This is a genomic window from Chloroflexota bacterium (assembly GCA_014360905.1).
Taxonomy (GTDB): domain Bacteria; phylum Chloroflexota; class Anaerolineae; order UBA2200; family UBA2200; genus JACIWX01.
This window is the reverse complement of sequence record JACIWW010000009.1, coordinates 56,019-68,461: the sequence shown is the minus strand read 5'-3', so window position 1 is coordinate 68,461 and position 12,443 is coordinate 56,019. Positions and strand designations below refer to the sequence as shown.

General features: G+C 54.4%; 12 protein-coding genes. 4 read left to right on the top strand and 8 right to left on the bottom strand.

Annotated features, from left to right (window positions below; genetic code table 11):
• Positions 1–3: 3 nt before the first annotated feature.
• Genes H5T67_05675 through H5T67_05655 form a run of 5 tightly spaced genes read right to left on the bottom strand, consistent with a single transcriptional unit; the run spans position 4 to position 5,188 of the window.
• On the bottom strand, positions 4–987 hold the full coding sequence (locus H5T67_05675; GenBank protein ID MBC7244807.1) for an ABC transporter permease: 984 nt from the start codon (positions 985–987) through the stop codon (positions 4–6).
• Positions 984–2,516, bottom strand: coding sequence for a sugar ABC transporter ATP-binding protein (locus H5T67_05670; GenBank protein MBC7244806.1), 1,533 nt, complete (start codon positions 2,514–2,516; stop codon positions 984–986). The genes H5T67_05675 and H5T67_05670 overlap by 4 nt, the downstream gene beginning before the upstream one ends.
• A complete protein-coding gene (locus H5T67_05665; GenBank protein ID MBC7244805.1) occupies positions 2,513–3,547 on the bottom strand; it encodes an amidohydrolase in 1,035 nt (344 codons plus the stop codon). Before H5T67_05665 ends, H5T67_05670 begins: the two co-directional genes overlap by 4 nt.
• Before the next feature lie 21 nt (positions 3,548–3,568).
• The gene (locus tag H5T67_05660; GenBank protein ID MBC7244804.1) at positions 3,569–4,384 is read right to left on the bottom strand and encodes a hypothetical protein; all 816 of its coding nucleotides are present in this window, start codon (positions 4,382–4,384) and stop codon (positions 3,569–3,571) included.
• Between the two features lie 24 nt (positions 4,385–4,408).
• On the bottom strand, positions 4,409–5,188 hold the full coding sequence (locus tag H5T67_05655) for a DeoR/GlpR transcriptional regulator (protein MBC7244803.1): 780 nt from the start codon (positions 5,186–5,188) through the stop codon (positions 4,409–4,411).
• A gap of 360 nt (positions 5,189–5,548) precedes the next feature.
• Between H5T67_05655 and H5T67_05650 the strand changes: the two genes are divergently transcribed.
• From H5T67_05650 to hxlB, 4 genes are all read left to right on the top strand, one after another.
• A complete protein-coding gene (locus H5T67_05650; protein ID MBC7244802.1) occupies positions 5,549–6,445 on the top strand; it encodes a DeoR/GlpR transcriptional regulator in 897 nt (298 codons plus the stop codon).
• 39 nt (positions 6,446–6,484) lie between these two features.
• Positions 6,485–7,549 carry an alcohol dehydrogenase catalytic domain-containing protein gene (locus H5T67_05645; protein MBC7244801.1) on the top strand — a complete coding sequence of 355 codons (1,065 nt, stop codon included), beginning with the start codon at positions 6,485–6,487 and terminating at the stop codon, positions 7,547–7,549.
• 75 nt (positions 7,550–7,624) lie between these two features.
• On the top strand, positions 7,625–8,947 hold the full coding sequence (locus H5T67_05640) for an aspartate aminotransferase family protein (protein MBC7244800.1): 1,323 nt from the start codon (positions 7,625–7,627) through the stop codon (positions 8,945–8,947).
• 54 nt (positions 8,948–9,001) lie between these two features.
• On the top strand, positions 9,002–9,556 hold the full coding sequence (hxlB, locus tag H5T67_05635; protein ID MBC7244799.1) for a 6-phospho-3-hexuloisomerase: 555 nt from the start codon (positions 9,002–9,004) through the stop codon (positions 9,554–9,556).
• A gap of 379 nt (positions 9,557–9,935) precedes the next feature.
• Here the strand turns inward: hxlB and H5T67_05630 are convergent, their stop codons facing one another.
• The 3 genes from H5T67_05630 to H5T67_05620 all read right to left on the bottom strand — a co-directional run bounded on the left by H5T67_05630 (position 9,936) and on the right by H5T67_05620 (position 12,345).
• The gene (locus H5T67_05630) at positions 9,936–10,271 is read right to left on the bottom strand and encodes an isoamylase early set domain-containing protein (protein ID MBC7244798.1); all 336 of its coding nucleotides are present in this window, start codon (positions 10,269–10,271) and stop codon (positions 9,936–9,938) included.
• Between the two features lie 69 nt (positions 10,272–10,340).
• Positions 10,341–11,411: a site-2 protease family protein gene (locus tag H5T67_05625; GenBank protein ID MBC7244797.1), complete on the bottom strand. Its 1,071-nt coding sequence runs from the start codon at positions 11,409–11,411 to the stop codon at positions 10,341–10,343.
• Positions 11,412–11,418: 7 nt separating this feature from the next.
• Positions 11,419–12,345 (bottom strand): UTP--glucose-1-phosphate uridylyltransferase, encoded by a 927-nt coding sequence (locus H5T67_05620; protein ID MBC7244796.1) that lies wholly within the window; start codon positions 12,343–12,345, stop codon positions 11,419–11,421.
• Positions 12,346–12,443 lie beyond the last annotated feature (98 nt).

Below are 12,443 nucleotides of genomic sequence, written 5' to 3'. Positions count from 1 at the left end.
ATCCTACCGTATCTCCTTGGGCGTGACGATGCGATCCAATGCCACCACTGCGACCAGGATAAGACCTACCATGACGTTTTGCCAGTACATGTTTACACCAACTAGATTCAAAATATTGGTGAGCATTGCCATGATGATCACCCCTAGCAGCGAGCCCAGTATGGTACCCTTGCCCCCGGTGAGCGGAGTGCCACCGATCACGGCGGCGGTAATCACTTGAAATTCCAAACCCGTGCCGGACATGACATACACTGCTCCTACCCGAGCACCATCCAAGATGCCCGCGATGGCTGCCAATACCGCAGTAATGACATAAATTATGCTAATGACCCGCGTGACGGGAATGCCTGCTGATCTTGCGGAGTTTTTGTTGATCCCAATGTAGTACAGTTGTCGCAGGAATGTGCTGCGTCGCAGCAGAAAGTCGAACACGACTACAGTGATCAGCATAATATAGATTGGCCATTGCAGACCCAATAACTTGTTTTGCCCAAGCCGACTGAAGGAATCGGGCAATCCGACAACGCTGTGTCCACCGGAGATGAGCCACAGTGCTCCGCGAATGACGCTTTGTGTACCCAACGTAGCCAATAATGGCGGGAGGTTATAGCGGATGACGAGGAATGCATTGACCAAGCCGATTCCAACAGCAAGTAGCAGTCCGATGAAGATACCGGGAAGTACAGGGAAGCCTCGGGAAATGAGCAAGCCAACGGTGATAGCACAGAAGCCATAGGTGGCACCGACTGCTAGGTCGTTGTAGCCACTAATCATCAGCAGGGTAATGCCAATGGCCACAATGCCATTGAAGGCCGTGGCCAATCCCAGTGTGCCCAGGTTCATGGCTGTCCAGAAGTGCGGTGTAATGCGAGTGAATGCCAGCACCATCAAGGCAATGGTGATGAGCAAGGTGATATCGCGTCGCTCGACGAGTATCAGATAGGGGCTACGCAGATTCCTTTCTTGTGTGCTTGCAGAACGAGTCATTGGTTGTTTTCTCCTGCTACGACGCCTGAGGCAATGGCCATGATGTATTCCTGAGTTGCCTCCTGCCGCGGGATAATTGCTTCCAGTTTTCCTTCGCGCATAACCGCAATGCGATCGCTCATGGTCAAGATCTCGGGCAGTTCAGAGGAGATGAGCATAATGCTCATGCCCTCATCAGCCAGGCGGCGCAACATATCATGTATCTCGACTTTAGCGCCGACATCAATACCGCGTGTTGGCTCATCCACAATCAGCACTTTGGGTTTCGAAGCCAACCACATCGCAAGCAGCAACTTTTGCTGGTTGCCGCCGCTGAGCGTCATAGCACGCTGCTTGGGTCCACGAGCCACAATGCCTACTTGTTCGATGTACTGCTCTGTGGTTTGGCGAGCGGAACGGTCATCTAGCAAGCCCATACGTGTGAAGCGATCCAGTTGCGGGGCAATGATATTGTCAGTGAGAGTCATCTCTAGGAAAAGCCCCACAGTCTTGCGATCTTCGGGGACATAGGCTAGCCCTCTGGCAACGGCATCACGAGGTTCGCGTGGGATATAGGGCTTGCCCAGAAGTTCTATCTCTCCCGAAGTGATAGGTTGCAGGCCAAACAATGCTTGTGCGACATCAGTGCGTCCAGATCCGACTAGCCCAGCAAAGCCCAGGATCTCGCCTTCATACAAGTCAAAATTGATGTCGGAAAAGACCCCTTCCGATGTTAGCCCCCTCACGCGGAGGGTGGGCTGGGGGTGTGCGACACGAATTCCATAGTTTTTGTATAGGTCTACCGCTCTTCCTACCATCATATGCACCAGTTTTTCCTCGGTTGCCTCTGAGCGCGTCACCGTGCCGACATAAGTGCCATCGCGCAGAACACTGATGCGGTCGCCCAGGCGCAGTACTTCACCAAGTTGGTGCGAAACGTACATGACGGTAATGCCCCGTTCGCGTAACCGCTCGATCAACTGAAAGAGGTGCTCTGCTTCGGACATGGTCAAAGAAGAAGTAGGCTCATCGAGGATGAGCAGTTTGGGATTGAGCGAGATGGCGCGCAAGATTTCCACCATTTGTCGATCAGCCATGTTCAGATTGCGTACCAATACATCGGGCTCGAACTCTAGTTCGAAGATGTCCATCAGTTCACAGGACTTGTCGCGCATCAGGCGGCGTGATATGTATCCATCTACCGTGCATGGCTGACGATTGGCAAAAATGTTCTCGGCTATGCTCAGATTGGGGAAAACGCTCAATTCCTGATAGACGATGGCGATTCCGGCACGTTGAGCATCAAGGGGGTTGTGGAAGTGTGCTTCTTGGCCCTCGAAGATAATGCGTCCCTCGTTGGGCGTTTCTGCTCCAGCCAGTATGCGCATCAATGTGCTTTTGCCCGCGCCATTCTCGCCAATCACAGCATGGACCTCGCCGCGTTGTACCTCCATCGAGACACGATCCAGAGCTGTTACACCTGGGAAACGTTTCGTTAGGTTTTCTAGTCTTAGCACAATGTCTGTCAAGTTGAATCCTTTCTCCATCATTTCGACCACAAGTGCTTCAGCCTAGCCTGTACATCGGCAATCAAACGCATGCCATTTTCGAAGAAGATTGGACGCAGGTCCTCGGTAGAAAGCCCTGCCTCTTCCGCCCCTTCGCGCATGGCACGGATCATTTCATAAGTCATGAAGGTAGCCTCAATCGGGTGCGCTGGGTCGCGCGAAGCGGTCCAGCTCAGTTTATTGCGCGAGACATCCACCCAAGAGTTGTTGATCCAAACGCGTTTGCCACGCACTTCGGAGATGGGCAAGTCAGTGCCATACATCACCTTAGTCGGGTCAACGTGGTCGAAAAAGATTTTGTAGACCAGCGAGTCCATGACAAAACTCGTGTCGAAGTAGACATTGGGTAGGTGGCAAATGCGCTCGATTTTGCCCTTGATGAAGCGCACGTCATAGGAACGTCCGATATGAGCGATGACAATCTTGGCGTTAGGGTATTGCTGTGCGAGGGTCTGGATATCTCTAATGTTGTGCTCAGACGCCAGACGCTGGCTGCCTGGGATGTGCAACATAATGATCAGTCCCCAGTCGTTGGCGACGCGCATATAGGGTTCTGGTAGCATGTCCATGACTGTTACATCGTCTTGACGTGGTTTCCACGTCACCAAATTCCAGTAGGGCTTGAAGCCATAATAGCCGTTTTTACGCACTGTCTCGCGTATTTGTTCCTCTGTGGCGCGCATGTCCGGGATGTACAGGGGATAGAGGTGCTCGTACTGACGGCTTTTCTCTACGACGTAATCGTTGCAGTCATAGCCATAAGGATCAGGGGCACCGAATAATACGGCGTGATACGTTTGTCGCGGGAACATCAATGCGCCGGCTGTAAGTAAATCCTCAACGGTATAAGGGTTTCGGTTGTACTCGGGGTATTGGGCCAATTCGCCACTTGGGGGTGGTTTATCCCATACATGAGCGTGAAAATCCAAGATCTGAGCGCCTAAAAGCGGGAAGATGATTTCCTGATAAACTTTCAAGTCAACGCGCTGGTAATATTCATCGTTGATGAGCAAATTGTCCTCCTTGCGCTTGCCTCAAAGCCCAAACTGCGCGGCAGCGTCCTCTGGTTTGACGCCTTCCTGCACAACTACTTTCAGTGCACGGAGGAGCCTGGCCGAATCGTGTGCCTGGATGACGTTGCGACCAAAGACCACGCCACGCGCTCCCGCGGCAATCTCACGTTGGGCTAGTTTTAGCGCCTCCAATTCGTTTTCCAGTTTCTCTGCGCCAAGGCAAAAGATGGGAATGGGGCAACCCTGCACGATCTCGGTGAATCGCGGTCCTGTGTAAAAGGTCTTGATGGCGTCGGCGCCCAGTTCAGCGGCGATGCGGCAAGTGATTTTGACATAAGGATGAAGGCGCTGCAGGTCGTGCTCCGCCTCTATGCCGCCGGCGGGGAATATCTCGCCAATGAGCGGGACACCTAGTTTGTGGCATTCTTCAGCCAGTTCTGAAAACAAGCCAACGTTTTCCGCATCATGGGCCTCATCGCCGGTCTGTAATACTAGGCTGGCTAGAAGGATGTCAGCGCCAAGGGCCACGGCTGTACTGGGCGAGATAGCCTGCGTTGCCCAGCCTTCGTGGTAATTCCAGGGATAGCAGTGAACGGTGTTCCAATTTAAACGTGCAATTACCACGGGGTGGTTGCGGCCAAGGAACAGATTACCAGAGAAACGGATCATGTGAGGGGCCATGAGCACGCCGTCGGCTTCAGTCAACTTGGCCGTGGCAGCGGTAAAATCCTCGATGCCCTGCAAGGGGCCGAAAGTTTGCCCATGGTCAATGGCTACGATGACGGTCGGCTTTCCATCGGGGAAGAGCCTGCTCAAACGGATTGTTTTGCCGTCCATGGATTCTCCTTCAGCAGAGATTTATCAAACCAGGCGTACATCTACGCCCAGCGCCTGTATCTTTGTGACAAAGTCCGCTGGCGCATCAGTATCCGTAATCAGGATGTCTATATCCTGCAATGGCATGACGGTAGTGAAACCTTGTTGGTTGATTTTGGAAGAGTCAGCGAGCACAATGACGGTATCCGCAGCGCGGGCCATGGCCTGAGTTACCTCTGCTTCCAGGACATTGGCGGTGGTAGTTCCCGTCTCCAAGGTCAGCCCATCTGAACCGAGGAACATTTTGTCCACATGCAGTCCCTGCAGACTGGCTAGGGTTTGGGGACCGACAACCGTACGGTATTGGTGCAGATAGATTCCACCGAGAACGAGCAACTGAATTTGCGGGTAGGGCGTCAAGGCTTCGACAACCGGCAATGAGCCGGTGATGATGCGGAGATGTTGACCAAGGGGGACTAGGATGGGGATGAGCCGGGCTAATTCAGCGACAGTGGAACCAGAGTCGAGGATGATGCGATCGTTGGGCTGGATGAGCGTAGCAGCAGCACGGGCAATGCGGCGCTTTTGTTCCACATTGCTGGCGGCACGCTGTGCATAGACGTCGTCCCGGTAATGGCTGGTAACGGGCAGTGCACCGCCGCGCACACGCTTCAAAAAGCCCTGTTTCTCCAGCTCCTCCAGGTCGCGGCGAATGGAAACTTCTGAAATATGGAAATGATCGGCTAGTTCGGTGACACTGACCCAGCCCTCGACATTGGCCCATTGGACGATCTGTGCTCTACGAACCTCAGTAGAAAGCTCCATTGCTGTCCCCAGTACCACAGATAATTCCCCCTCAGCGGGTGTTAAATCCTGCCCTAGGAGCAATCAGGTCAAGAGGGATAACCTAGTTGCTCGATACAAGACCGTAAGTACTCATTACTTTTGTAATTATAGCATATTTTGTATCATTTGTCAAGATGTTTTGAGCAATTTTGTAACCCAATATGTTTGATTAGGAAATACTTTTTGTTTGTTTCCATAAACCATTGGCCCTGTTTAGATAGGTTATTTAGAAAATAACAAAAAATGACAGAAATTATCAAATCTTGACAAAATAGCGTTTTTGTGCTATGATGAGGGTGGAATGTAATAGAGAGGCATCAGAGAAGCCATTCTCATTTCTTGGACAAAACACTGCTGGGAAAGATGCGCTTGGAGAGCACGAAAATGATTGCCGAGCAGCGCTTACAACGGATCAATGAACAATTGCGCGTTCAGCACGCTGTATCCATCAGCAGCCTGAGCGAAATGCTGGGCGTTTCGGAGATGACGGTGCGCCGTGATTTGATCCGCCTGGAGAAGATGGGACTCTGCCAGCGGACACATGGCGGGGCGGTCAGCGTGCATGGCATGCTGACGCGGGATATCCACTATAGCCAGCGCGAACAATTGCATGTGGCGGAGAAGGTGGCCATTGGACGCACCGCGGCAGAAATGGTGCAGGAGGGTGAGACGATCGTCATTGATGCCGGAACGACTACAGCGCAACTTGCTGCAGCCCTGAAAAATAGGCGCAATATCACCGTGATCACCAACTCGCTGCGTGTTTTAGATCAATTGTGCGATTCGCCTGGCATTACGCTTATCTCTACCGGCGGTACAGTTGCGCCGGCCATGGATGGCGAGTTTGGTCATGGAGATCATTTTCTGATTGGGCCCCTGGCGGAAGAAATGCTGCGCCGTTTTCGCCCCAACAAGGCTTTTATGGGCACAACGGGAATCACGATAGCGGATGGTTTGTCCAACAGCCTAATCGAACAGGCGGTGTTGAAGCGCTTGATGATGGAATTGTCTGCAGAGGTAATCCTCCTTGCCGATCACAGCAAATTTGGACGTGTAGCACCATCTATTGCTGGTCCCGTGACCCTATTGCACCGAGTCATTACGGATACAGGGATCTCGCCCGAGATGAAAAATGCCTTGGAGGAACTTGGCATTGAGGTGATCACGGTAAGGCCGGCTACTGATACCTTTTCGCTACCAGGGGCGATTGAACTGCCGGACATTGTTCATACGTAATGGAAAGTCATTTGGAGTAATAGATGAGGAGTGAAAGCGATGGCGACGATGATGGCGGCGATGTATTATGGCAAGGGCGACATCCGCGTCGAGCGGGTGCCGAAGCCTGTCCCTGTGGCAGGGGAAGTCCTGATGCGGGTTCGTTATTGTGGCATCTGCGGTTCCGACTCGCGCAGTTATCAGCGCGGCTCTCCGCCAGGGAATTTCCCCATCCCGCGCGTGCTAGGCCACGAATTTGCCGGGCAGGTGGCAGAGGTAGGTAGCGGAGTCAGGGGATTGCAGCCTGGCGATCGGGTTACAGTAGCTCCCGCTACTGCCTGTGGGCATTGTTTCTATTGCCAGCGGGGTTCGCCTACCCTGTGTGTGAATATGCTTGATTTTGGGACGACGCAGAATGGGGCGCAAGCCGAATATGTGTTGATTCCTGCCGAGCTTGTGGCGCAAGGTGGAGTAGTACCCATCCCCGCAGGGATGTCTTACGAGAAGGCTGCGCTGATCGAGCCAGTGGGGACGTGCTTGCGGGGTCTACGCACGCATGGGCGGCTGCAAAAAGGGGAAACTGTGGTCATCATTGGCGATGGAGCGCTAGGGCTTATCCAGGTAGCCTTAGCAAGTCATCTAGGCGCCGGCAAGGTGATCTGTGCGGGGCATCACGATGAGCGCCTGGCTCAGGCGCGACGTTGGGGGGCACAAATCACGGTGAACACGCATATAGAGCCATTGCTGCAAATAGTGCGCGATGAGACTGAAGGCATGGGCGCTGATCTGGTCATGGTCTCCGTGCCCAATGCCCAGGCTCTTCAGGATGGGTTGCCTTTGGTGCGCGGAGGTGGCCGTCTGGTGGTTTTTGGCGGTGTGCCTCGCGGCAGCACAGTTGAGATTGAGCCAAACTTAATTCATTATGGTGAATTGGCGGTCATTGGGACTTTTAACTGCACCGTAGCAGAATTCCGGGAAGCGTTGGACATCGCGCAAGGGCTACCGCTGGAGGGACTGGTTACTTACCGCGTGCCCTTGGCACAGATACTGGACGGCTATCAATTGATGGCCGGCAAAGCTGCCCTGAGGGTGTTGGTGGACATGGGCAGCAATGCTGGGGAATAGAAGTTGGTTCACGAAAAGTCAGCATGTATTGCTGATGATAGCAGTAAATTCATGCATGAATCTGGAGGGAAAAGGATGAGCAAATACATGGAAGAATTCTTTGGACCGTATACGGAAGAGGATCTAGTCGCAGGGTACAGGGCTCTGGCTGGCGGCAGTGTGGCCACAGGCAAACCCATCACCATCGTGGATCAGAAGGGTGCTACCTTCACCGATACCGAGGGGCGGGAATACATTGACTGCACGTCACAAGCCTGGAGCCTGGGCATTGGCGCGTGCCATCCCAAAGTAATTGCGGCTGTAACCGAGCAGATCAAGCACGCCACACACGTGCGGACCGGTTTTGGCACGATTCCCAAGTTCTTGTTGTGCAAGCGCTTGACGGATATTGCGCCGGGCAATCTGAAGAAAGTAAACTTTTGCCTGCATGGTTCGCTGGCGAACGAAGGAGCGATCAAGCTGGCCATCCGCAACTGCCCTGGGCGACGCTACTTTCTGACGCCATGGCTTGGCTATGCGGGACGCACGCTGGCTACGATGGCGCTCAGTTGGCCTCATCCCAATAACAGGTTCCTGAACTATATGGAGAATGCGGTCCGTTTTCCTCACGCCTATTGCTACCGCTGTTACTTTGAGCGCACCTATCCCGAATGTGGGCTGGAGTGCGCCAAGTTTCTGCGCCAGTTGATTGAGCTCGCCATAGATGGCGAGCCGGCCGCTCTGATAATGGAGCCGGTGCAGGGCAGCGGTGGGATGATTGATTATCCGCGCGAGTACTATCATGAAATACGCAAAATTTGCGATGACTATGGCATGTTGTTGATCTGGGACGAAATTCAGACCGCTTTCGGGCGCGTTGGTGCCATGTTCGCCGCGGATTTTTACGGTGTCGTGCCAGACATCCTCACCTTTGGCAAGTCCATTGGCGGTGGGTTCCCACTGGCAGGCACATTGGTGCGGGACGATTTGGATGGCTTTGGGCCCGGAGATCACTCCTTCACCTTCAGTCACTTCCCAGTGGCGATGGCTGCGGGAGTGGTGACGTTGCAGATCCTGCAGGAAGAGCAACTGCCACAGCGGGCGGCAAGGGTGGGGGCGTACATCACCCAGCGCTTGCGCGAGATGCAGAACAAGTATGAACTCATTGGCGATATCCGCGGGCCGGGCTTGATGCTCGGAGTCGAACTCGTGCGCAACCGCAAGACGAAAGAGCCCGCTATTGAAGAGACGAATCGCTTCGTGGACGAGGCGCTCAAGCGTGGTGTCTTGTTTGGCGAATCGCGCTACATGGGGCTGGGCAATGTGCTCAAGATCAAGCCTCCTTTTATGATCACCGATGCACAGGTGGAGCGGGTGCTGGAGGTATTCGAGGAAATCACGGCCATGCTATCGCCCTAGCGAGCCACAATGGTTTATCACAAAGCAAACAGCAGACCGGAATTGAGGGATGCGATGGATTGGAATGGGTGGCTGCGCACCGATCTAGAAGAGCTCCAGGGGGTTCTATCAAGAGTGCAAGGCACGGAGGTAGAGGGGCTTTGCGACCTGATCCTCGCCGCGCGACGGATTTTCGTTGTCGGGCAGGGCCGATCCGGATTGCTCATGAGGATGTTTGCACTGCGCCTGATGCAACTGGGTTTGACCGTGCATGTCGTCGGCGATGTGACGACACCGGCCATCGGCGCTGGGGATTTGCTGGTGGCATGCTCAGGCAGTGGGGAGACGGCAGGGGCATTGACCCCGGCACGCAAGGCGCGACAACTTGGGGCGAAAGTCGCTGCGGTTGTCTCGCGCTCCGGTTCGACACTCAGTCAACTGGCGGAGCACACGCTCCTCGTCCCTGGGGAAACGCCTAAGGTGAGCATGGAACAGAAAAGCAAGTTGCCCCTGGCCACCATCCTGGAGCAGGCGATGCTCATCGTGCTCGACTGTGTGATAGCAAGGCTGGCGGAGCGCTTGGGTCAGAGTAACGAGAGCATGATGACTCGCCATGCTAATCTAGAGTAGATCAGATCTTTCTCATTGCGAGGGCAGTTGAGGTCTTGAGGCATTTCGATTGCTTCGAGCGAAGTACCCTCGCAATGATGTTTCCTCCCTGTTATTGCAAGCCACCGCTGGGGAACGAATAAACGAATGGGCTGCGCCGGCGATTCGTTCGCTCGTTTTGCACATTCTGTCCTTGCGAGCGCAGCCCATGGGGTGGCTTTTCTAGCCGCCCTCTTTTCCAATGCCCTCTGCGTTTCCAGCAGTGAGAGTAGGCATGGGCGCGCATGAGCCATGCTCCAGGCGCGGGCTGTTGCCCACGCGGGGCAGATGCCAGGGATTGGAAATCCCTGGCTAAAAAAGCCAAGCCCCTTCATGGGCTTCTCACATTCAACCGGGGAATTCATTCCCCGGCCACGCTCTCATCTGCTGGTGGTAGTTCGGCGCACACGACCGAATTTGTGCCGCCGTAAAGGTTGGGCACGTATTTGTCTGCCTTCCAATCGTTGTGCCATTCGCGTCCGTTGACCAGGTAACGGAATTGATACTCCTTTCCCCGCTCGAGTTCAAGGACGATGTACCAGGTGCCTTCATCCCGGTCACGGATCATGGGATGCGAAGATTCATTCCAATTATTGAAATCGCCCACCAGGTGGACGGAATCAGCCCAGATAGCGGAAGGCAATTCGAACCTCACGATGATTTTGTTCGGATCCGTCGAGGCTCTTTTGTAAATCATGCTCGTGCTCCTTTGCACAGCGAGCGATGCTTTTTGGCACTCGCTCGGCTTGCGCACTCACACGATCCCTTACTGAACGGTCAATGGTACGGGAGTGAAAAGCATGATGAATACCAGCAACATAAAAATAGCAAAAAGTTTCTCTTTGGTCGTGAGCGAGGTCACATCATCCAAAGGCTCCGCGTGGCGCTGTCCAAGCACTAGGAGGAGCAAAGCGAACAGAAGCCAACCAGACCAGAGCATGCCCAACACCAGCGCAGCGATAACGGCCAGACGGCTCAGCCAGCGCGCCTTGTTGCCCAGCAAAGCGTAGGAAACATGCCCCCCATCCAATTGCCCTGCAGGTATCAGGTTCAAGCCAGTGACGAGCAGAGCGGCCCATGCTCCAAAAGCGGTCGGATGCAAGAAGACGTCGTAGCCATGGCTGGGAAGGAATCGTCCAAACACCAGAAATTTCAGTAGAGCGTAGAGCAAGAAGTTGCCTTCTATAATGATACCAGGGCGCTTGGGGATGGGTAGCACTTGCGATTGCATCAGGCCGAAGACGAGGATAGGGATGGCTACGATGAGTCCGGCGAGGGGGCCAGCAGCGCCGAGAGCCAGCACCTGACGGCGATTGCGCATAGGAGCCCGCGTGCGGATGATGGCGCCCATGGTGCCAAAAAAGTGCAGCGGCATGGGAATGAAGTAGGGCAGGCTTGTGGCCACACCCAGGCGGCGTGCGGTCAGGTAATGCCCCAATTCGTGCGCGACGAGGACGGTGAGCAGTCCAAAGGCAAAGGGCAATCCGGCTAGAGGATGCAGCAGTGGCCAGGTGAAGTCGGGCGCTTGCATGAGGGCACCGGCATAGAGCACGGAAAGGACGGTCAGTCCAAAGAGCACGATAGCGCCATAGTCCCAGGTTGGTTTAGCGCTGAAGACGATGGGCACGGCACTCACTACGAAGCGATCCTTTTGTTTGCGCAACAGTGGGGTGTATCCATAGATTTTGAAACGTTCGGCAATATGTGCGTACGCTGTCTCAGAGTCAGTGAGAAGTTGCCCTTGCAATCTGATAGTTCGCCCATCCAGCTCGGTGGTGAGGGCTTCTACAGCGAAAACAGAGTGAATTTCCATAGCCAGTTGTTGTGCGATATCCATATAATTCTCAATCCTCGTGGGGCCAGTCATCTTCCCTCGTCAGCACTTCTTTCAGATAACGGCGTACCTCGTCGCCAAAGTAGCGATCCATGAGAGCGAATTCCAGGAAGGCACGGAAGTAGCCGCCAAAACTGCCGATGTCGTGGCGTCGTTGACCGGGCAAAAGAGGCACTGCTTGCACCTTCTTCCCTTGGCGCAACAAGATGCGAATGGCATCAATCAGGCGCAGTTCACCGCTGCGGGCTGGTCTGGAGCGGCGGACCGCAGCGAAAATATCTGGACTGAAGACAAAGCGCGCTGCTATGGCCCAATTGCCTGTGGTCTGGTTGGGCTGGGGCTTGTCGCTCAGTTCGGCGATGTCAAATGTCTTGTTTTTGGTCGTTGTACCCTCCTGAGGGCATACAAAGGTGTACGGTTTGGTTTTTTCGGGAGGCACATTCTCGACCGCTATCGTCGCCGCGGCATCTCGTTCGAGGTGTTCCTCGATCATCTTGCGCAGCAAGGAACCCATTTCTGCCTCGCAGATGATGGAATCTCCCAGAGCGAGCACAAAAGGTTGTCCTGCGACAAAATCCTCAGCCAGGCTCAACGCATCTGCCAGACCTTGTGGCCCGCTCTGCCGAATGTAGGTGAGATGCAGGCCAGATTCCAGGTAAGCCAGTTCGGCCAAGAGTTCATCGAGGCCACGGTCTTGGAGGTGACGCACTAGTTCGGGGTCGTGGTCGAAATGCTCCTGAATGAGCGTCTTCCTGCGACCAGTGACGAAGCAGATGTTCTCCAAGCCGGCGGCGCGCATCTCCTCGACGACATACTGGACCATAGGGCGACGTCCCACCGGCAGCAATTCCTTGGGCAATACCTTCGTGGCAGGCAAGAGGCGTGTCCCCAGGCCACCCACGGGGATCACCGCTTTGTAAACGTCCTGGACTTTCATTATTCTTCCTTTCTCACGGTCTTGTGGAGCGTAGGCGTATTGTAACGCAAAGTCGCTGGGTAGGCAAGTGAACAGGGACCATTGGCCCAACAGGACCA

Bases quoted from the DNA above. Each gene is read 5' to 3' on its own strand.
- H5T67_05655 (MBC7244803.1), bottom strand. From the start codon at position 5,188: ATGGAGCTTTCTACTGAGGTTCGTAGAGCACAGATCGTCCAATGGGCC.
- H5T67_05675 (MBC7244807.1), bottom strand. From the start codon at position 987: ATGACTCGTTCTGCAAGCACACAAGAAAGGAATCTGCGTAGCCCCTAT.
- H5T67_05625 (MBC7244797.1), bottom strand. From the start codon at position 11,411: ATGGATATCGCACAACAACTGGCTATGGAAATTCACTCTGTTTTCGCT.
- H5T67_05630 (MBC7244798.1), bottom strand. From the start codon at position 10,271: ATGATTTACAAAAGAGCCTCGACGGATCCGAACAAAATCATCGTGAGG.
- H5T67_05640 (MBC7244800.1), top strand. From the start codon at position 7,625: ATGAGCAAATACATGGAAGAATTCTTTGGACCGTATACGGAAGAGGAT.
- H5T67_05670 (MBC7244806.1), bottom strand. From the start codon at position 2,516: ATGATGGAGAAAGGATTCAACTTGACAGACATTGTGCTAAGACTAGAA.
- H5T67_05620 (MBC7244796.1), bottom strand. From the start codon at position 12,345: ATGAAAGTCCAGGACGTTTACAAAGCGGTGATCCCCGTGGGTGGCCTG.
- H5T67_05645 (MBC7244801.1), top strand. From the start codon at position 6,485: ATGGCGACGATGATGGCGGCGATGTATTATGGCAAGGGCGACATCCGC.
- H5T67_05660 (MBC7244804.1), bottom strand. From the start codon at position 4,384: ATGGACGGCAAAACAATCCGTTTGAGCAGGCTCTTCCCCGATGGAAAG.
- hxlB (MBC7244799.1), top strand. From the start codon at position 9,002: ATGGATTGGAATGGGTGGCTGCGCACCGATCTAGAAGAGCTCCAGGGG.